This window comes from Coleofasciculus chthonoplastes PCC 7420 (assembly GCF_000155555.1).
In the GTDB taxonomy this organism is placed as follows: domain Bacteria; phylum Cyanobacteriota; class Cyanobacteriia; order Cyanobacteriales; family Coleofasciculaceae; genus Coleofasciculus; species Coleofasciculus chthonoplastes_A.
Genome location: NZ_DS989872.1, coordinates 13,626 through 33,217 on the forward strand (window position 1 = coordinate 13,626; position 19,592 = coordinate 33,217).

The window sequence follows — 19,592 nt, forward strand, 5'->3', positions numbered from 1 at the left end:
CCGACTACGTACATACATAGGTACAAATAGTATGTAGTAAGCGCTTCAGCGCTTTGAGGCACTAAAGTGCCGACTACGTACATACATAGGTACAAAAATAGTATGTAGTAAGCGCTTCAGCGCTTTGAGGCACTAAAGTGCCGACTACATACGTACATAGGTACAAATAGTATGTAGTGAGCGCTTTAGCGCTTTGAGGCACTAAAGTGCCGACTACGTACATACATAGGTACAAATAGTATGTAGTAAGCGCTTCAGCGCTTTGAGGCACTAAAGTGCCGACTACATACATTACATAGGTACAAATAGCTTGTAGTAAGCGCTTTAGCGCTTTGAGGCACTAAAGTGCCGACTACATACGTACATAGGTACAAATAGCTTGTAGTGAGCGCTTTAGCGCTTTGAGGCACTAAAGTGCCGACTACATACATACATAGGTACAAAAATAGTATGTAGTAAGCGCTTTAGCGCTTTGAGGCACTAAAGTGCCGACTACATACATACATACGAGTCAGAATATTATGTATGAATATCGCCGACTAACTCCCACACAACGAGCTGAATTAGTTCAGCAACGTTTATCTCGTGGTTATCCACCTCACGCGCCGCCCCATGTTGTGACTGACAAGGAATTTTATCTCTTAACAGCAGCTTGTTATGAACACAAGTGCCATGTTAAGGATGAATGTCGCCGCCAAGAGTTACTCAATTTGCTATTTGATGTGTTCGTAACTGCTGGTATGGAAATCCGCGCCTGGGTGGTTCTGCCAAATCACTATCATCTCTTGGTACATCTGACTAATTTTGATGAGTTGAGTCGCCTGTTTCGCTTAGTACATGGTCGTACATCTTATCAATGGAATCGGGATGATAATGTCACCCGTCGTAAGGTTTGGTATCGTTATAGCGATCGCGCTATTCGCTCAGAACGACATTATTTTGCTACTTTAAACTATATCCATTACAATCCAGTTAAACATGGCTGGAGCCACTCTCCTTATGATTGGTGTGGAAGTAGCGTTCATTGGTATCTGGCAAATTTCGGACGCCAGTGGTTGAGAGATGCGTGGATTGAATATCCAGTGCGTGACTACGGTAAGGATTGGGATGATTTTGAGCAAGATGGTTATTAATTAGAGCGCTAAAGCGCTTACTACGGAACGGAGCGCTAAAGCGCTTACTACGAACGAATTTTCTATGTCTAATGCTCCAACGAATCGGAATCCACCGCCGAGTAATCGCCAACTCCTAATTTTATTGGGGCTATTTATCGGTTTTATTGTGGCTGTTCTCTGGCTGTTGAATCTGCTGGTGAATGGTTTAATTGGGATGATTCCGCTGAGTGTGGAACAAAAATTGGGGGCGGTAATTGTGCCAGTTTATGAGAAACAAGCTAAACCGTCCCCAACTCAAGATACTTTGAACCAATTATTAGATCGTTTGGAACAGAAACTTCCCGCCGAACAGCAAAAAGGGCGGGATTATCAGGTGCTGTATTTGCCAGAGTCTACGGTGAATGCGATCGCGTTACCGGGAGATGCTATTGTTATTTATCAGGGTTTACTGGAACAGGCGGAGTCTGAGAATGAATTGATGATGGTTTTAGCCCATGAATTGGGTCATTTTGCTCACCGGGATCACCTTCGGGGTTTGGGACGAGTTTTGGTGGTAAGGGTAGCCTTAGCCTATTTCCTCGGAGATGCAGGAGCCTTACAATCAGCGGCTTCGGGGGCGGTGGAGGCAATCGCGCGATCGCAGTATTCTCAGTCTCAGGAACAGGAAGCGGATGCCTTTGGCTTAATGTTATTATATGACACTTATGGTCATGTCGCCGGGGCTACGGACTTTTTTGAACGAATGAGTGAGAAACCCGGAGCAAATTTTGCCTTCCTGTCAACCCATCCCGCACCCAAAAAACGGGTGGAAGAGTTGGAACGTTTGATTAAAAAGCAAGGGTATGAAATCGGGACGCGATCGCCTTTACCAAAAACGTTAAAATGAACAATAAGCATCTGCCAAGAACTCAAGTTCTTGGCTAAAAGCTTAAGTCCATTAAAATGGACTAATATTATGTCTTATCCAGTCAGCTTTAGCTGACTTGAGCTTTTAGCCGTGGGTTTAAACCCACGGCTCGTCTGATAATCTTAGAGCAACGTATCGGGAAAAATTAGGCAAGATAAAAAGAGTAGCCGCTAACAGCAAGACTCTATGAAACCACTAACCGGTCCGCGCACACCCCGATTTCTGAGAATTTTCCGGATCATCAAGCTGATTTTTCGCCCCTTGGACTACCTAGAGAATTATGCTCAACGGTATGGAGATATGATCAAAATTGGCGGGGATAACGCTCCTCCCTTTGTCTATGTCAGCAATCCCCAGGCGATTAAAGAAATCTTTACGGCTGATCCAGAGTTATTTGAATCGGGTCGAGGAAATGGGGTGTTACGCTATTTAGTCGGGGATAACTCACTGCTGATGTTAGATGGTGAACCCCATCAGCGCCAACGCCGTCTGCTGATGCCTCCCTTTCATGGCGATCGCTTGCGAGAGTATGGTCAGCTTATTTGTGATATTACGGAAACGGTAACAGCAGAATGGACAGTGGGTCAACCGTTGCTCATCCGTACCTATACCCAAGAGATTACCCTGCGGGTGATATTACAAGCCGTATTTGGCTTGAATCAGGGAGAACGTTACACCCAACTGAGACACCTGTTGAGTACCCTCTTGGCAGCCTTTGACTCTCCTCTTAGTTCCACTCTGCTCTTTTTCCCTTGGCTGCGACAGGATTGGGGTGCGTGGAGTCCATGGGGGCGTTTTTTGCAGTTAAAGCAGCAAATCAAACAGTTGATTTTTGATGAAATTCGCGAACGTCGCGAGCAAGGGGATGAGTCACGAACCGATATTCTAACATTACTCCTATCGGCGCGAGATGAAGCAGGTGATCCGATGACGGATGAGGAATTACATGATCAGTTAATGACACTTTTAATCGCTGGTCATGAAACTACGGCGTCTGCATTGGTTTGGGCATTGTATTGGATTCATTATCTACCAGACGTGCGTCAGAAGCTGCTTGAGGAATTAGAAACCTTGGATGCAGAGGGCGATCCGATGGCAATTTCTCGGCTTCCCTATCTGACAGCCGTCTGTCAAGAAACCCTGAGAATTTATCCCATTGCTCCGAGTACCTTCATTCGGATTCCCAAATCACCCATAGAAATCATGGGATATCAGTTTGAAGCAGGTACAGCGTTGATGCCTTCTATTTATTTAGTTCATCATCGGGACGATATCTATCCCCAACCCAAGCAATTTAAACCGGAACGTTTTCTAGAACGGCAATATTCCCCTTACGAATATTTACCCTTTGGTGGCGGGAACCGTCGCTGTATTGGTTCAGCGTTGGCATTGTTGGAAATGAAGCTGGTGCTGGCGACTATTTTGTCACAGTTTGAACTGGCATTAACTGATAATCGTCCGGTGAAGCCGATGCGTCGCGGTTTAACAATTGCGCCTCCTGGTAACCTGCGAATGGTTCCCAAGCAGCGTCGGCAACAGAAAGCCCCAGCGATGGTTTAGATCCTGGGATAAAACCGACTATCATTCAACTAATACAACCCGGAGAAAGCGACGATGACACAACTGGATGGTCCTGGCGGATCTCTGATAATCCAAACACTACGGACAATTCGTTGGATTTTCCGCCCCTTCGATGTTCTGGAGGAGTACACCCAACGCTATGGTGATACCTTTTTCATCTGGAAAAATGCATCACCCCCTGTTGTGTATTTCACCCATCCCCAGGCAATTCAACAAATTTTCACGGCTGATTCAACCCATTTAGAATCGGCGAGTGGGAATGGAATATTACTGCCCATAGTGGGCGAAAACTCACTATTTTTACTAGATGGTGGTCGCCATCAGCGTCAGCGTCGCTTACTTATGCCTCCCTTTCACGGCGATCGCATGCGTACTTATAGTGAGATAATTAATACCATTACTGAACAAGTCATCAGTCAGTGGCAAATTGGTAAACCTTTTTATGTCCGTTCGGCTACCCAAGAAATTACCCTACGAGTAATTCTCAGTGCAGTTTTTGGTTTACATCAGGGAGAACGTTATCAGAAACTCCGGCAACTTTTCAGTTCGATGCTTGATTCTATTTCCTCTCCTTGGACTGCCCTATTCCTATTTTTTCCGTCACTACAATGGGATTTAGGAGCGTGGAGTCCCTGGGGATGTTTTATTCGTCAACGACGGCAAATTGACCAGCTTTTGTATACAGAGATTCGAGAACGTCGGGAAACAGCCGATCAGGGTGGTGAAGATATCCTCAGTTTACTGTTGAGTGCGCGAGATGAAGCAGGTCAATCCATGAGTGATGAGGAATTACGGGATGAGTTGCTGTCGCTATTATTTGCAGGTCATGAAACAACGGCTTCAGCATTAGCTTGGGCATTGTACTGGATTGATTATCTCCCAGACGTTCGGGAAAAACTATTAAGTGAACTGGCAACTTTACCTGCTGATGCTGACTCCAGCACCATTGCTCGTCTGCCTTATCTTACAGCCGTGTGCCAGGAAACTCTACGGATTTACCCGATAGTTTTAAATCCTTTTCCCCGAATTGTTAAATCTCCCATCGAAATTATGGGTCAAACCTTTGCTCCAGGGACAACACTCCTCCCTTCGATTTATTTGACTCATCAACGGGAAGATATTTATCCAGAACCGAAACGGTTTAAACCGGAACGTTTTTTGGAACGGCAATATTCTCAGTACGAGTATTTACCCTTTGGTGGAGGAACTCGTCGCTGTATTGGGTCAGCACTTGCTCTATTTGAAATGAAATTGGTGTTAGCAAAGATTATATCGCGCTGTGAACTAACCTTGGCAGATCAGCGTCCGATTAAGCCAACTCGTCGAGGTTTAACTGTTGCTCCTCCGTCAACAATGCGGATGAAAGTTACGCAGTTTCGGAGTCAGAAAACACCTGCGATGGTTTAATATAATTTAGTGCCAACTGGCGATTTCTTAGCACTACAAGCACAAAACTTCCCCGCACAACTAAAAGTTGATCAGTTTGAAATCGGTGAACAAATAGATCTTCCACGGTAGCAGGTGGAATCTGCACCAGCATGGTTTCGTGACTCGATTGGGGGGTGTAAAAATCGACTGTTCCGCCTTTAACTGATTCCAAGGGACGAACTTCGATGTTGTTGATTAAGCCCATGATCACTATCCCTCTTTTTTATCTCTATTTCTAATGTAGAGGGTGACTATGTTAATTTTTGTGACTAAATTGACAAAATATGCCAAATCATGATATATGGCGTTTGGGTCTTACGCGATCGCACAAGCTGGCTTTACCGTTGCACCACCATCTGTAGGTGACGCTATAGCCCTCACCCCCAGCCCCTCTCCCAAGCTTGGGAGAGGGGAGCAAGAGGAGAACAGTAAACATTTGTTCCCCTTCTCCCCCGGTGGGAGAAGGGGTTAGGGGATGAGGGGGAAACAACGATCATTTTGGCGAATTGGGATGATCCAAATCACAAAACTAATGTGCTTCCTTCCTTGCACATCAAAAAAATAGAACTTACGCAATTTGAGGATGCAAACTCTATTGATAGTGGCAAGGTGGACATTGCCCACCCTACAGTCTTGAATGAACAAATATCTGGGCTTATTTCCAATCTGATCCGGACGTTTTTAATATTTTTTAACCCATTGATGACTTTTATTAAATATCTTCACATTACTTTATAAGTTGGGTAGGACTCTGCCACGCTGTCATTGTCCCTCTAATCCATACGGTCAGCCAACTTCATTCATTGATAGCCCTTGAACGGAATTCTTTTTTCCTGCTTTTTCCCTTCAATCTTTACTAGAACTTTATTTGTTTAGTCAATTCTAAATGAAAACTTGTTAAAAACTTTATCATTTTATTCCTACAATTAATAGATAGAGCGTGTAAAAAGGTAATGTATCTCGATGAAACAGGCAAAATTAAATTTCTATCTACTAATTGTCGCAAGCTTCAAGTATTTTTGTCAACAATGATACCGATTAGCTAATGCAATCGTTTCTCGCAAATCATGCATCACTTCCCCTGGAAACCTTACGATCTATCTCACTTTTTGGCTTATCTTATGCTTTTTTCCAATTCCCGCTATCCCCCAGTCTCCCCCCAAAATACCTTAATGGGTCAGCAAAACCCATTAAACTTGAATAAGAATTTATCCGAGATTTTCCCTTTCACCTGGATCAAAGAAGGGATTCGCAACCTCAGCATATCTCAGAAAATTAGTTACGGCTACGCCTTGGCGATCGGCTTATCCATTCTGGGAACAACCGGAGGATTAATTCTCGGTAATTATTACCAAGAACAAGCCCAACAACAAGAACGAGTTGCCGATCAGCAGCACCATCTCCTCAGCAACTTGGAAAATGTCACCTTGGCTGTGCGATCGCATCCGCAAGAATTACTTACAGCCTCGGTGAACTCTAACCAGATTGACGCCCAAAAGAATCAGTATTTAGCCGATGTGGATCGGATGAAACGCCTACTCTCTGAGTTAGATACGTTCATCCAAGAGTATCCCGATGACTTGGACATTAACACGGCTGAATTACATCATCTGCTTCAGGAGTATGAAGCGAATATAGACGCCTACAATCAAGTGATGGAATCACTCTGGCAAATCAGTGAATCGGAGAACCTGAAGCCAGAGGAGGTTACTGCGATACAACAAGAACTCTTAAAAGCACTGCATCACCCTTCTACCAGCCAAGTGATGGCTCAATTCAATCATCTATCCCACCATGTAGAGGATGCCAAAACTAACGCTGAAGCGCAACAGTCTCAGGTACATCAACAACTAGCACAAGCAGAAGCCTTACGCCTGCGAATCATCGTCAGTAGTTTACTGCTATCGGTAGGTATCGCGGTACTTTTAGCCACGATTACCAGCCGTGCGATCGCGCATCCTATCGAAACAGTAACTCACGTTGCTAGTGCGATCGTCAAAGAATCCAATCTGGAGATTCGCACTCCCGTCACCACCAACGATGAAGTCGGTTCATTAGCCACATCTCTCAATCAGCTTGTTCAGTGGGTAGACGACTCAACCCAAGAATTGACACAAGCGCGTCAAACCTTAGAACAGCGCGTCGATGAACGAACGCAAGAATTGACGCAAGCGCTGCGAGAACTCCAACAAACCCAAGCCCAACTGATTCAACGGGAAAAAATGTCCAGTTTAGGACAGATGGTAGCGGGGATTGCCCATGAAATTAATAATCCAATTAACTTTATTTACGGTAATCTAGATTATGCTAAGCGATCGATTAACGACTTACTGATCTTGCTAGAACTGTATCGGCAAGAATATCCTCAGCCTAACGCCGCAATTCAAGAACAAAGCGAAGCGATGGATTTAGATTTCCTCATCGCCGATATGCCCAAAATGCTGTCGTCCTTAAAAAGTGGGGCTGAACGAATCCAGGAAGTTGTCTTATCATTGCGGAACTTCTGTCGTCTGGATGAAGCGCAGTTGAAACGGGCAGATATCCATGAAGGATTAGAGAATACTCTCTTGCTTGTGGGTCATCGCATTCAGCCAAACATTAACCTGGTTAAAAAATACAGTCAATTACCGCGAATTGATTGTTATCCGGCTCAACTCAATCAGGCGTTTATCAACATTATCAGCAATGCCATTGACGCCTTAGAAGAGGTTCAGGGTAAAGCTATACCGACAATCGTCATTCGTAGTGAAACCATCGATAATCGTTGGATTCGCGTGTCAGTTTGGAACAACGGTGCAGCGATTCCAGGGGAAATTAAAGACCGGATATTCGATCCCTTTTTCACCACTAAGGCTGTGGGTAAAGGCACAGGGATGGGATTAGCCATTTGTTACCAGATTGTGAAAAAACACCAGGGTAAAATTGAAGTTACCTCTGAACCTGAGAAAGGAACCGAATTTGCAATTACGCTACCGATTCAAACTGAACAAGAGATGGCACTATCTGCTTAATCGAGGGGTTGCTGAATAAGTGTTGGGGGGAGAGCAATGTAGAGACGTGCCATGGCACGTCTGGAAGCAATGTAGAGACGTGCCATGGCACGTCTGGAAGCTGGGGGAGTCATCTTCCAGAGGTGATGACAGAAGCATCTGTAGGGGCGGGTTTAGGGACTAATATTGATTGTTATCCCTAGCTTGGCTGCAAAACCCGCCCCGACCATAAGACGTAGCTTGCTTGCTCGTTGAGCGCGAGTATGACCAATGACCAATGACTACTTTAACCAAGACGAAAGGTCTCGTTGAATTAAATCTTGTAACTTGAGAATATCCTCTCGATAGAGTTCGATCAGTTGTTGGCGCTCCTCTGGCGAAAGTGGAGCCGCTTTCTTATCTTGAGAGTTCATTTGAATCAGGCGAGAACGAATCGTTTGCCTCATTTCCAGGGGTAAAATTACTCGGAGTCCAGCCCTGACTATCGTTCTCAATGGATTTTCTTGGCGTAACATCTGATTCACTGCCGTATTTTTGGGAACTTGAGCAACTTGAGCTTTTTTGGAGACATCCGGCGAAAAGGTATCATCGACGCCAACAAACTGATACATGGTTCTCATGAATTGAACCGGGTCTTTAGACAAGTCATCATACAAATAAACTTGGAGTTGCTCTCGGTCAAATTCTTTATAAAAATGCTGCAAATGCTGACAATAGAATCCCTTGAGCAAAATAAAAGATTTATCAGCCCGGTATTTTATTTGGTCAGACAAGCTGTTTCGCCTTCCTTTGTCAATGGCATCTCGGATATGCATTAAGTAATCCGAATAGGCTCGGTCAACTGGATTTCGTAAGACGGCTATCAACTTGGCATTAGGAACATAACGCTTGATCCGCTCTGAGGATGATTCATAATGAAACAGATAATTAGGAGAGGCTTCCCCAATCGCAATTTCATCTGTTACCCCTTCAAAAAGTTGACAATATTTTTCAAAGGTGTCAATCTTGGCTTTTCGTTTAGTTTCAAGTTCTTCCCAGTTCTTTTCTAAAAAGTTTGTTTCTTTAACGGGACTCATGTAAATTTGTGGATGTTGTTTCAAATAGTTATAAATCGAGGTTGTCCCTGCTTTTTGAACACCGATAATCAGAAAAGTGGGAAGTTTCATCTCAGTTCATCCTTGGTGACAAAATAAAATTGATAAACGGTTATTGGTTAAACCAGCTCCGACAATTGAATTTAGTAGGTTTGTGGAAATTATTCTCACACTATTAACTTCTGTAAATAGTCTTTAAACCTTGACAAATAACAATCCTTATGAATGATGACTGGCTGCAAGTCGCTGACGCAGAATAAACTCCGCGATCGCTAAATCCATGGGTGTGGTTACCTTGAGATTGGTCTCTTCCCCTGCCACAATCTGTACAGGTAGCCCACAGCGCTCAAATAATGCCGCATCATCGGTAACGTCCCAATTCAATTTTCGTCCTTGATCATGACATTGCTTCAGCAGCGATACCTCGAATCCTTGGGGCGTCTGGGCTGCCCACAACCGTCGCCTGTCGGGTGTATCTTGGATAATATCCGACTCATCGACAACTTTAATCGTATCCTTAACCGGGATCGCGGCAATCAAACCCGGACAATCTCTGAGGTGTTCTGCACAGCGATCAAATAATTGGGATGTGGCTAAACATCTCGCACCATCGTGAATCAGTACCCGTTCAGCCGTTGAGGGTAAAGCCTGCAAGCCGTTATACACGGATTCTTGGCGAGTTGCGCCCCCAGGAATCAGTTGTACTGCTTTCGTCAGGGCGAGATCCGCCAGAATTGCCTGAATATCCGTTTGATCCCCAGGCTGTCCAATAATGCCAATTTGGGTAACTTCCGTCGCCGCTTCCGCCGCCAGTAGCGTCCATGCCAACAAGGGTTTACCCAGTAAAGTGAGCAATAGCTTGTTGCGATCGCTCCCCATTCGTCGTCCCATTCCCGCTGCTGGAATTAATAAATGCACAAGCTTCCGCCTTATGATGCCAAATCTCTAGTCCCGACCGATCTAATCTAATTAATATGCTACTACTGGTTCATCCCAGTAAACCAGTAGGTATAATATCATGCGTACAGTAATTCCATCAGCTAAATAGCAATGGGAGCAGGGGTGTAGGAGTTCACCCTGTCACGGTGATCCGGACAAACTAATTTCTGGAAAATTTCGTGAAATTAGGAACGACCAGTCCATTAAAATTGAGCTGATATACAAGCTCTAAATTATATTCAGATGAGACTATTAGCCCTTGTTCCGGGAGGAATCAGCGATCAACTGCTGCTCTTTCCGACGTTAGATGACCTAAAAGCCAATTATCCCGACGCCGAAATCGATGTCATTGTCGAACCCCGCGCCAAGGGAGCCTATCGGGTTTCCGGTTCAGTCGATGAAGTATTACCCTTTGACTATAAAGACCGTAATGGTTTAGCGGATTTTGGTAACCTATTGGGGATTATCCGCGATCGCGAATATGATGCGGCAATTGCCCTAGAGCGTCGGTGGTCAGTGGGACTATTGCTCTGGATGAGTGGTATTCCCATCCGTGTGGGCTACGAAAATAATCAGGGGAAGTGGTTTTTCACCAATACTGTACCGCTGAAAACCGAGCAGTATGCCGCGTATATGTATCATGACCTGCTCACCGGGTTAGGGATGAATACCCCCTGTCCAGAACTTGCCATTCGTGTGCCAAAATCCGCTCTGGATTGGGCAGAAGGTGAACAAGCCCGCCTCGGTATCCCGGAAAGCGGTTACATTATGATCGACGGCGGCTCTAACCACCTGGATCAGTCACAGGACATTGATAAAGTTTATCCCGCCCATAAATGGCAAAAAGTGATTGAAGACATCCACCAAAAACAGCCTGACCTAACTCTGGTTATGCTGCATGGTTCAGAGGATACTGAGTTAGTTGCCGCTCTCACCCAAGTCTGTCCTAATTTACAGATGACCTCACCTCCCGATAGTGGTAAATTAGCGGCAATGATTGCGGGGGCGAATTTACTGTTATGTACAGATAGCGCGTCGATGCATCTAGCTGTTGCTGTGGGAACGTATACGATTGCCTTGTTTGGTCCGACTGAGGCTGACAAACTCCTACCCCCATCAGAACGCTATATCGGTATTCAATCACCGACTCGTTGGATTGCCGATATTCAGCCTGATGATGTACTAAAACAAGTTTGGCGGGGTTAGGCTGATTAAGTCGTTTTGGATTGTCGAAACCCATGATATACCGTAGGGTGGGCATTGCCCACCAGCAGGTAGCATCCCAATTTGGCACATTAGCTGTTTTAAATGGGCTGAAACCCCTACAGTGCCGTCATTTAGGGTCATGCTTTTTCCAAAACGGGATGCTCCCCACCAGCATGCCAGTCAAACACCCTGCATCAAACGTTATGACAGACGTACAGATGCTGATCGAGTCTTGTCGTGTTCCTACTGTATACAGCGTCTGTGCGTAAGTCCTCATCCCTTTATGTCTCAAGTTCTTTTTGGGGGGAACATTAGCTGAAACAACGTATCATCGAGTTCATACCCTAACATTTGAGCCATGGATTTGAGGCGCGATTGGTTGGGTAAATCAATTTGTTGTAACCAGTTATTCACCACAAAAACCTTTTGCATCATGAAAATTTCTAAGGCTTCTGGGTTATATTGAATCCCTTCCGTCCGATTAAACTGATGGGGGACGAGCATCGCCGTGTAGCGAGCGAGTTCCCCAGCTTTCCAATCCAGTAAAAACGGTAACCACGGATACTGAACATCTAAGCGGATAAACCACAGACGGATCTCCGGAATTTCTGACCATTCCCGTGGATCATTGGGTTCGCGAGGGTAGTTAAACTCAAAGCGTAACTGCTGCTCATAGTTTGCGATCGCCCCCTCGGTCAACCACTTATCAATCACAGTCTGGACGGGCGATAGGTCTAAATCATTGATGGAATGGGAATTGAGTTTAATTGTGATTGCCACTAATCTTTATCCGCTCCACAACACTTGGACGTAGAAACGCACTGTTACAGCGTCTGTACATTGCCTGGATTACTTCGGTCTTTCATCCTGGTAGTGACGGCACTTAACCCGTCCCCAGGCTTAACCTCGGATCAAGCTTACCTTAGTTTAATTAACACAATCGATGCTACCAGACTGGATATCAGTCCACAGTAGACAGACTCAAACCATCTAAGGTAAAGTGGTAATGAGTTTGCCTTACAGTGCCAGATACCCAGTCATTCAGACCCAAACCTGGACAAAGCTTGGCGAAAAAGATTATATCCGCAAATATTATGCGCGTTTAATCAGTGCATTATTAACTCTCTATCAAGATCAGGCTCATCTTCAGGGTAGAGCTTGAGACTACTCCCCATACAGCTAACCACCCCATTCAACGTATCGACTATGCAGAAAGAAGCGGCAGTTGTCAAACCAATTCGCTCATTGGAAGAGGCTCTCAATCGATGTCAAGCGTTAGGAATGCGCTTGTCGCGTCAACGCCGCTTAATTTTGGAATTACTGTGGCAAGATCGAGAGCATCTCTGTGCACGAGAAATTTATGATCGCCTAAATCAGCAAGGCAAAGAAATTGGTCATACTTCTGTGTACCAAAATCTAGAGGCGCTATCGTCTCAAGGGATTATTGAATGTATGGAGCGATCCGATGGACGACTTTACGGAAATATCAGCGATGCACACAGTCACGTTAATTGTGTGGATACGAATCAGATCATGGATGTGTATGTAGAATTGCCAGAAGAACTAATCCAACACATTGAGCAACAAACTGGCGTTAAGATTACTGAGTATCGGATTGACTTTTATGGTTATCGCAACGGTCAAGGGCATGAGGAATAAATAGTCCTTGAAGGTTGTAAGTTGTTCGGCATTTAAACCTTAATATCAGTAATGGCGAAAGCCTTGTAGTGCGTTAAGCGAAGCCATGCCGTAGGCTTTGCATCTTGCTCGCTACTAATACCCAATTTAAATGCATGACAGCTTAAAGAGTAATTGTAGGGGCGGGTTTAGGAACATAATTAGGATGTTACCCATACCATTTCAACAAAACCCGCCCTTTTTCAATTATCGGGGATTCCGTCGGGGTGGGTTTAGTCGCATCCCTTGCTCTCTCATCCCTCATCCTTTGCTAAAAACTCTCGCATATACTGATTCACTAACTGGGGCTGTTCCTGCTGTACCCAATGACTACAATTCGGGATGTAGCGGATTTGCAAATTTGGCACATAATCATTTGTATTATAGGTCAATTCTTTGCCCAAAGCCGTATCATTTTCTCCCCAAATCAGTAGAGTTGGAATGGGTAGAACATCCCACCGATGCTGCTTAAATATCCCCTGGAAGACATTGCGGTAGTAGTTAAGCATGGCAGTCATCGCCCCCCGTTTTGCCGCCGCATCTTTATAGGCGTTTAAGTCTGCTTCTGAGAAGGCACTTTTGTCAATTGCCATATCGATAAAACTCGACGCAATCAGTCGATAGTCATCCCACTGAAACAGTAACTCTGGGAGTAAAGGGAGTTGAAAGAAAAAGATATACCAACTTCGCAGGAGTTGTTGCGGATTCCTGCGTAACGCCTCTGCAAATTTGGCGGGATGAGGAATATTCATGACAATTAACTTATCAACCAGTTGGGGATAAGTATAGGCAACATACCAAGCAATCATACCGCCCCAATCATGTCCGACTAAGATACAGCTTTCATAGCCCAATCCTTGAATAACTCCTTTAATATCGTTAACTAACTCGGTAATCTGATAAGCTGATACATCTTTGGGCTTATCGCTGTCATTGTAACCCCGCAGATCAAGGGCAACAACTTTATAATCGCTGGCAAATTCAGGGATTTGATGCCGCCAAGAGTACCAAAATTCAGGGAAACCATGCAGCATCAGCATAAGTTTACCTTCTCCCTGGGTGACGTAGTGTAGTTTGACACCGTTAGTGATAATATAATCCTCTTGCCAGGAGTCAGTTATTGGAGACATGGGGTTGACCTGATGGTAGTTCGCGATAAAGTTAATTGTCTCATAGTTTGCTAGTTTGTAGTTGCGCTTTAGCGCTATAAACGCCCGCATCGCAATTCAAAAGTATAATAAAAACAAAAGCTGAAAGACTATCCCGATAAATTTAATCACTATAAATAATTGGAGTTAGGAATTATGGGATTACTGGATCACTTTCATCCACCGTTGAGTATTCGTCGTCACTGGCACGCTTTCCATAATGCGTGGGCAACGTATATCGCTTCTGATTTAAACCGTCAATTGCCAGAAGGATACTTTGCTGAACCCAATGTGCAATTTGGGATTGAAATTGATGTGGCAGCATTTGAAGAGATATCATTACTAACCAGTCGAGTATCCAAGAATATCGTTCAACTCCCAACCTCCTCGCAACAGGAATGGATACCTTCGCCACCCACGCAAACTGCTCCATTTTCTCCGACAACCGAGGCGGTGGAGGTGAGTATTTTCAATAGCGAAGCGGGTCCAACATTAATGGCAGCTATCGAGTTAGTGAGTCCCGGCAATAAAGATAGACCCGCGAATCGTAATACTTTTATCGCTAAGTGTCAAACCTACTTACAGCAAGGAATAGGATTAGTCATTGTGGATGTGGTGACAGGACGAAATGCGAATTTACATGAGGAATTATTACGTCAGTTGGCAGTTAGAATGATGCCTCTAAATACACAACTGTACGCCGCCGCCTATCGAGTTGTGCAACGTCAGGGACAGCCGAATTTAGACATTTGGCAAGAAGCCTTAGCGGTGGCAAGTCCCTTGCCTGTAATGCCGTTGTGGTTGCGCGGCGAACTTTGCTTACCTGTGGATTTAAATGCTACCTACCTGCGGACTTGTCGGGAACAGCGAATTGAAGTTGATACAGCTAAAATTGTGGAATAGGTTGTAGGTTGGGTTATAGATAATAAGTAATCAACAATCAATCAAAAGGGTTTCTTAGACGTTATTGTCCAAGACGATACATCAGTAGACTATATCAAATTAACGGTTTCTAACGTCCCTGAACCTCTAACGATTCTCGGTTCAGTCTGACATTTTTATGTAGGGCACGGCAATGCCGTGTCCCTACGTTCAAATCGGGGTTCTGTTCAGGAGGCAGGAGAATGGTAAGCGTTAATCTTCTATCTGTTTATATTCAGTGATATCGACGCTACAACCAATTAAACGATAAGGCTGATCCTGATCATCTCGCACCGCTACACCACGGGAAAGAAACCAGCGAATCGTGCCATCTTTTTGCACCATCCGGTGTTCCATGCCATAGTGAGTGGTTGACCCCTCTAAATGAGCATTGATTTCATTTTCAACCTGTTGGCGATCATCAGGATGAATCAGATCTAACCAAGCCGCTTGACTATTCGCAATCTCCTGATCCTCATAGTGCAGCATGGTTTTCAAATTGGACGCCAGGTAGAATTCATCATTCTCCAGATTCCAATCCCAAATTCCCACATTACCCGCTTTCAATGCGATCGCTTGGCGTTCCTCACGGCTGCGAAGATTGGCAACCATTTGCTCCTGTTTCACCAATTGCTCTTGTAGTAAGGTATTGGCTTGAGACAGTTGGGCGGTTCGTTCCTGATCCCGTTTAGCTGAGGCGGTTTCTAGCTGCTTGCGTTGGCTAATATCTCGCTCGATCGCCATCCAGTGGGTATAGTCCCCATTTTCATCAACCACGGGGACAATATTCAGTTCCACCCAAAACTCGGAACCATCTTTGCGATAGTTGATTAACTCCGCCCGCACGGGTTCCCAGCGACATAGGGTATCGCGAATTTTATCGGCTTGAGCGCGATCGGTTTTGGGTCCTTGTAAGAAGCGCGGTGTTTTGCCAATCACTTCATCTGAGGTGTACCCTGTCATCCGAGTAAAGCCTTGGTTGACATACACGATCCGAGGACCGGGTTTGTCAATGGGGTGGGCTTCAGTAATCACGATCGCGTCATTAGCATTGAATACCGCCGACTCTAATAACCGCAACCGTTCCTCAGCTTGTTTGCGTTTGGTAATATCCCGGACAAAACTTAGCGACACTAAGCGATCGCGATACTCAATCACCCGCGAACTAATTTCCACCTGCACCGGAGAACCATCTTTACGCCGCAGTGCATGTTCAAAGATAATACTACCCGTTGCTTGCATCCGTTGACTGATGGTGCGTTGGCGATCCTCACCAATCGGCACATCTATATCGCGAGTCTTCAGATTCAGCAGTTCTTTGCGAGTATATCCTAGTCGTCTAGAGGCATTCTGATTCGCATCTAAAACGCGACTGGTGGATAGGTCAATAATGAAAATGGAATCGTTGGCATATTCAAATAAGTGACGGTAATTCGCTTCCGATTCCCGCAGCGATTCTTCAACGCGCTTGCGTTCAGTAATGTCTCTAGCCGTACATATTACCGCTTCCACACTATGGTGGTTACCCAGAATCGGACTGAGGATGTACTCGTAATGACGCACACCTCCCAGGGTTGGGTAACTCATTTCATCGGTCAAAGGGCGTCGAGTGGCAAAGACGACTTCCCGTTGGTTATTAAATAGTTCGATTCCTTCGGGCGGTAGGTTTAACTGCTGCACCGTTTTGCCCAAAATTTCGGCTTGGGATAAACCAAACAGTTGCGCGATCGCCAGATTGACGTAGGTAAATCGTCCCATGCGATCCAAGACACAGATAGGATCAGGAGACGCTGAGAGAACTTGGTCAAAGATTCGCGCTTGCTGCTGAATCCGCGTCGTCAGTTCCCGCAGTTCTGACTCATCCTGTTCCTGGGCAATGATCGGATAATTCAGGTCGAGTTGGCTTACTTGGCTAGGAGTTTTCCAGGCTTCATCTGTATCCCCAATTTGATGATGATTAATCGTTCCAGTCATCAACGTGCCAGGGATGGCTTGCTGAACCGCTTGATCGGGTTGATTCGCTGTCTGAGCGTCTTGGCTGAGTTGATTAAGCTGTTCTTTTAACTGCTTGTATTTTTGGTCTAATCTATTGAGTTGTTCCTGAAGTTCTTCAATCGTTGTTGAATGCGATTCCTCAAGCGGGAAACCAAATGCCTGCTTAAGTGCCTCAATCACGACCGCCGTCCGATCCCGACCTGATGCTTCAGCCCGAGACCGAATTTCCTGACTTAGTTGTTCTGGAAGTCTAAATGTCGCTATTTTACTGACCATTTTTTAGTCGATTTAAATTATTGAGTTTACCGTTGTACAAGGGCGGGACGCTGAATCTCTGCTGTGAATTGAGAAATCTTCGCGTTAGCTGATTGTACAAATGTCGTGGGTTAAACTCCTTGAATTCCCAAAACCGCTTTTTATTTTGATTCGGAGTTATCGAGCTAACCAGGATTGCCCATTGCTTCCACTATAGCCGTTCTCGGCATCTGTGGTATTACAGTATTACACCATTACCAGAGTTAATCAATCTCCGAGTTGGCTAAGACAATACACCCTGAAAGGATTGGTAAGGATAGATGCTTTCGGTACTGTTCTCAAAAAACAGGACTTACGCTTTTGTGCTACCGATATCCTGTTTGGCTGGTATGCAGGATTTATCGTTAACCCTCTAAACGAGGTTGTGCGTAAGTCCTGAAAATGGGTTTCGGTGCTCTTGTTCAATTTTCCTTCCTCCGTCTATTAAGTTGCCTCAGCAATATGTCTTAAATCTTTACGTGGATTAGCGTAATGATTCGTCACAATTTTTGGCTGAACTTCGCCAACCGACCATGAAAAACGCCCCCATTGGGCGCTTATCTAGGGTGCATTACTATATTGTAGTTTAGTCGATGAGGGGTATTACCCCCCACCCCCTTAGTAAAACAACATAAATTCATTAATGTTTCAGACTCGCCATGGCAATGTAGAGACGCGCCATGGCGCGTCTCTACGAGGGTGGCAATTCCAGTGCGATCGCGCCCAGTAGTCCTTTGCGAAAATCATTCAATAACTGTCGGGCAGCACGCTCCTCGTCCCCTTGGTAGCGTGTCTGTGCCAAGTCCTGTAAGTAGGATTCACCCGTGATCCCCGTTGGATCGACATCATAGCGATTGTGTAAGGAAGACGTGGAAGTGCGATCGCCTGTAGCCAGATCCGGCGATCGTTTTAGCAAATCTACAAACCCACAAGCCACTCGCTGATTATCGTAAGACGCCTCACCAATGTCATCACAGATGGCTAATTTTAGAGCATCCTCTTGATTTTGGAGCTTGGCGGGAATAACACCGGGCGCATCCAGCAGTTCAATCTGATCGCTAATCCGTACCCAACGCAGTTGACGGGTGACACCGGGACGACGAGCGCTGTCCACCACACGCCGCCCCAAAAGTCGATTAATCAGAGCTGATTTACCTACATTGGGAAAACCAATCACCACCGCACGAACCGGACGAGGCTGCATCCCGCGATTTTTACGCCGTTGATTCATCTGTACTCCGGTTTGCTGGGCGGCTTGGGCTACCTCTCGAATCCCTTTCCCCTGCTGGGCATTTGTCCAGTAAGGCGTTTCCCCTTGCTCTTGAAACCAGGATGTCCACAACTGCTGCGTCTTGGGTGTAATCAGATCCATGCGGTTGATCACCAAGATTCGGCTTTTATTCCCCACCCACTCAGCGGTTTGCGGATGATGAGTGGTAAGAGGAATCCGCGCATCCCGGACTTCCAGCACCACATCCACTCGTTTGAGCTGTTCCTTGAGTTGCCGTTCGGCTTTAGCAATATGTCCGGGATACCATTGAATGGCCATTGGTTATTGGTTATTGGTCATTGGTCATTGGTCAGGTAATAGGCAATAGGCAATAGGCAATAGGGAACAAGTCATGTAGGGTGGGCAAGGGTGATCAATGTTGAAATGCTTATCCTATCATTCTGTGCTATTGCCCACCTCACGGTATCTTGAGGGTGATCAAGAGTGTTGGCTGATATCCGTTATACCTTTGTATTACGGTACAACTAGCACGGGACAGGGTGACAAATTAATCACGCGATTGGTCACGCTTTCGGAAGCACCATCCTCAGTTAATCCCAATCCGCGACAGCCCATAATAATTAGATCAGCATTAATTTCGTCGGCGACATCACAGATAGTAAATGGGGGTGTGCCTTCCCGACTCAAGGTTTCTGGCTTAATGCCATACTGGTTAAACATGGCTTGAGCGCCTTTGAGTAGTTCAGCCACCATCTCCGGAGACATGATGTCCGGACTTGGCGATGGGTCATCGGGGTTGGGTTTTTCGACAACCGAGAGTAAGACTAAATGACTTTCATACTTTTGGACGATATTGGCGACAACTTCCGCTGCTTCACGGGCTTCTCGGCTTTGGTCAAGGGGAAATAAAACAGTCTTAAACATTGTAATCACCTTGAAGGACACGGACTCCGGTAAAATGTGGACGGGAAAAGAGAATACATACTCTTGATCCTAATGACTAAGTTGATTGCTCTATAGATGCAAGTCTGGCAGCAATCATTAAGCATACAACCACTGGCACGCG

General features: G+C 45.3%; 17 protein-coding genes and 1 pseudogene. 10 read left to right on the forward strand and 8 right to left on the reverse strand.

The annotated features are described in order from the left end of the window. Positions 1-521: 521 nt before the first annotated feature. From MC7420_RS30790 to MC7420_RS30805, 4 genes are all read left to right on the forward strand, one after another. Positions 522-1,133 carry an REP-associated tyrosine transposase gene (locus MC7420_RS30790; protein ID WP_006105606.1) on the forward strand — a complete coding sequence of 204 codons (612 nt, stop codon included), beginning with the start codon at positions 522-524 and terminating at the stop codon, positions 1,131-1,133. A 64-nt stretch (positions 1,134-1,197) separates the two neighbouring features. Next, positions 1,198-2,001 (forward strand): M48 family metallopeptidase, encoded by an 804-nt coding sequence (locus MC7420_RS30795; RefSeq protein ID WP_006105646.1) that lies wholly within the window; start codon positions 1,198-1,200, stop codon positions 1,999-2,001. A 207-nt stretch (positions 2,002-2,208) separates the two neighbouring features. Continuing rightward, complete coding sequence (locus MC7420_RS30800) at positions 2,209-3,582, forward strand: cytochrome P450 (RefSeq protein ID WP_006105605.1); 1,374 nt, start codon at positions 2,209-2,211, stop codon at positions 3,580-3,582. A gap of 54 nt (positions 3,583-3,636) precedes the next feature. Next, positions 3,637-5,010: a cytochrome P450 gene (locus tag MC7420_RS30805; protein ID WP_006105670.1), complete on the forward strand. Its 1,374-nt coding sequence runs from the start codon at positions 3,637-3,639 to the stop codon at positions 5,008-5,010. 16 nt (positions 5,011-5,026) lie between these two features. Here the strand turns inward: MC7420_RS30805 and MC7420_RS37520 are convergent. Beyond that, positions 5,027-5,236, reverse strand: a pseudogene (locus tag MC7420_RS37520) (dTDP-4-dehydrorhamnose 3,5-epimerase); the annotation flags it as partial. A 916-nt stretch (positions 5,237-6,152) separates the two neighbouring features. Here MC7420_RS37520 and MC7420_RS30815 point away from each other — a divergent pair. Next, the gene (locus tag MC7420_RS30815) at positions 6,153-8,042 is read left to right on the forward strand and encodes a sensor histidine kinase (protein WP_006105661.1); all 1,890 of its coding nucleotides are present in this window, start codon (positions 6,153-6,155) and stop codon (positions 8,040-8,042) included. Positions 8,043-8,302: 260 nt separating this feature from the next. Here MC7420_RS30815 and MC7420_RS30820 read toward each other — a convergent pair whose 3' ends face one another. Beyond that, on the reverse strand, positions 8,303-9,187 hold the full coding sequence (locus MC7420_RS30820; protein WP_006105652.1) for a sulfotransferase family protein: 885 nt from the start codon (positions 9,185-9,187) through the stop codon (positions 8,303-8,305). Positions 9,188-9,334: 147 nt separating this feature from the next. Next, the gene (gene ispD, locus MC7420_RS30825) at positions 9,335-10,033 is read right to left on the reverse strand and encodes a 2-C-methyl-D-erythritol 4-phosphate cytidylyltransferase (RefSeq protein WP_006105687.1); all 699 of its coding nucleotides are present in this window, start codon (positions 10,031-10,033) and stop codon (positions 9,335-9,337) included. Positions 10,034-10,297: 264 nt separating this feature from the next. On the opposite strand from ispD, the gene MC7420_RS30830 reads away from it, so the two are divergent. Next, positions 10,298-11,260, forward strand: a complete 963-nt coding sequence (locus tag MC7420_RS30830) for a glycosyltransferase family 9 protein (protein WP_006105639.1) — start codon at positions 10,298-10,300, stop codon at positions 11,258-11,260. A 288-nt stretch (positions 11,261-11,548) separates the two neighbouring features. Here MC7420_RS30830 and MC7420_RS30835 read toward each other — a convergent pair whose 3' ends face one another. Next, positions 11,549-12,040, reverse strand: a complete 492-nt coding sequence (locus MC7420_RS30835) for a CRR6 family NdhI maturation factor (RefSeq protein WP_006105681.1) — start codon at positions 12,038-12,040, stop codon at positions 11,549-11,551. Between the two features lie 226 nt (positions 12,041-12,266). Between MC7420_RS30835 and MC7420_RS40775 the strand changes: the two genes are divergently transcribed. Together MC7420_RS40775 and MC7420_RS30840 are read left to right on the forward strand one after the other, a co-directional pair. Then, complete coding sequence (locus tag MC7420_RS40775; RefSeq protein WP_006105611.1) at positions 12,267-12,422, forward strand: hypothetical protein; 156 nt, start codon at positions 12,267-12,269, stop codon at positions 12,420-12,422. Positions 12,423-12,466: 44 nt separating this feature from the next. Then, positions 12,467-12,919 (forward strand): Fur family transcriptional regulator, encoded by a 453-nt coding sequence (locus tag MC7420_RS30840; protein WP_006105634.1) that lies wholly within the window; start codon positions 12,467-12,469, stop codon positions 12,917-12,919. A 272-nt stretch (positions 12,920-13,191) separates the two neighbouring features. On the opposite strand, the gene MC7420_RS30845 is transcribed toward MC7420_RS30840, so the two are convergent. After that, positions 13,192-14,067, reverse strand: coding sequence for an alpha/beta fold hydrolase (locus MC7420_RS30845; RefSeq protein ID WP_044210759.1), 876 nt, complete (start codon positions 14,065-14,067; stop codon positions 13,192-13,194). A 174-nt stretch (positions 14,068-14,241) separates the two neighbouring features. Between MC7420_RS30845 and MC7420_RS30850 the strand changes: the two genes are divergently transcribed. Continuing rightward, the gene (locus tag MC7420_RS30850; protein ID WP_044210731.1) at positions 14,242-14,988 is read left to right on the forward strand and encodes a DUF4058 family protein; all 747 of its coding nucleotides are present in this window, start codon (positions 14,242-14,244) and stop codon (positions 14,986-14,988) included. A 231-nt stretch (positions 14,989-15,219) separates the two neighbouring features. Here MC7420_RS30850 and MC7420_RS30855 read toward each other — a convergent pair whose 3' ends face one another. Further along, positions 15,220-17,277 carry a PAS domain-containing protein gene (locus MC7420_RS30855; RefSeq protein ID WP_157453403.1) on the reverse strand — a complete coding sequence of 686 codons (2,058 nt, stop codon included), beginning with the start codon at positions 17,275-17,277 and terminating at the stop codon, positions 15,220-15,222. A gap of 211 nt (positions 17,278-17,488) precedes the next feature. Here MC7420_RS30855 and MC7420_RS43060 point away from each other — a divergent pair, with 211 nt between their 5' ends. Then, entirely contained in the window at positions 17,489-17,695 is a 207-nt protein-coding gene (locus tag MC7420_RS43060) for a hypothetical protein (RefSeq protein WP_232231820.1), read from the forward strand. 291 nt (positions 17,696-17,986) lie between these two features. Here the strand turns inward: MC7420_RS43060 and ylqF are convergent, their stop codons facing one another. Together ylqF and MC7420_RS30865 are read right to left on the reverse strand one after the other, a co-directional pair. Then, positions 17,987-18,844, reverse strand: coding sequence for a ribosome biogenesis GTPase YlqF (gene ylqF / locus MC7420_RS30860; protein ID WP_006105656.1), 858 nt, complete (start codon positions 18,842-18,844; stop codon positions 17,987-17,989). Positions 18,845-19,039: 195 nt separating this feature from the next. After that, a complete protein-coding gene (locus MC7420_RS30865; RefSeq protein ID WP_006105690.1) occupies positions 19,040-19,450 on the reverse strand; it encodes a universal stress protein in 411 nt (136 codons plus the stop codon). Between the last annotated feature and the right edge of the window lie 142 nt (positions 19,451-19,592).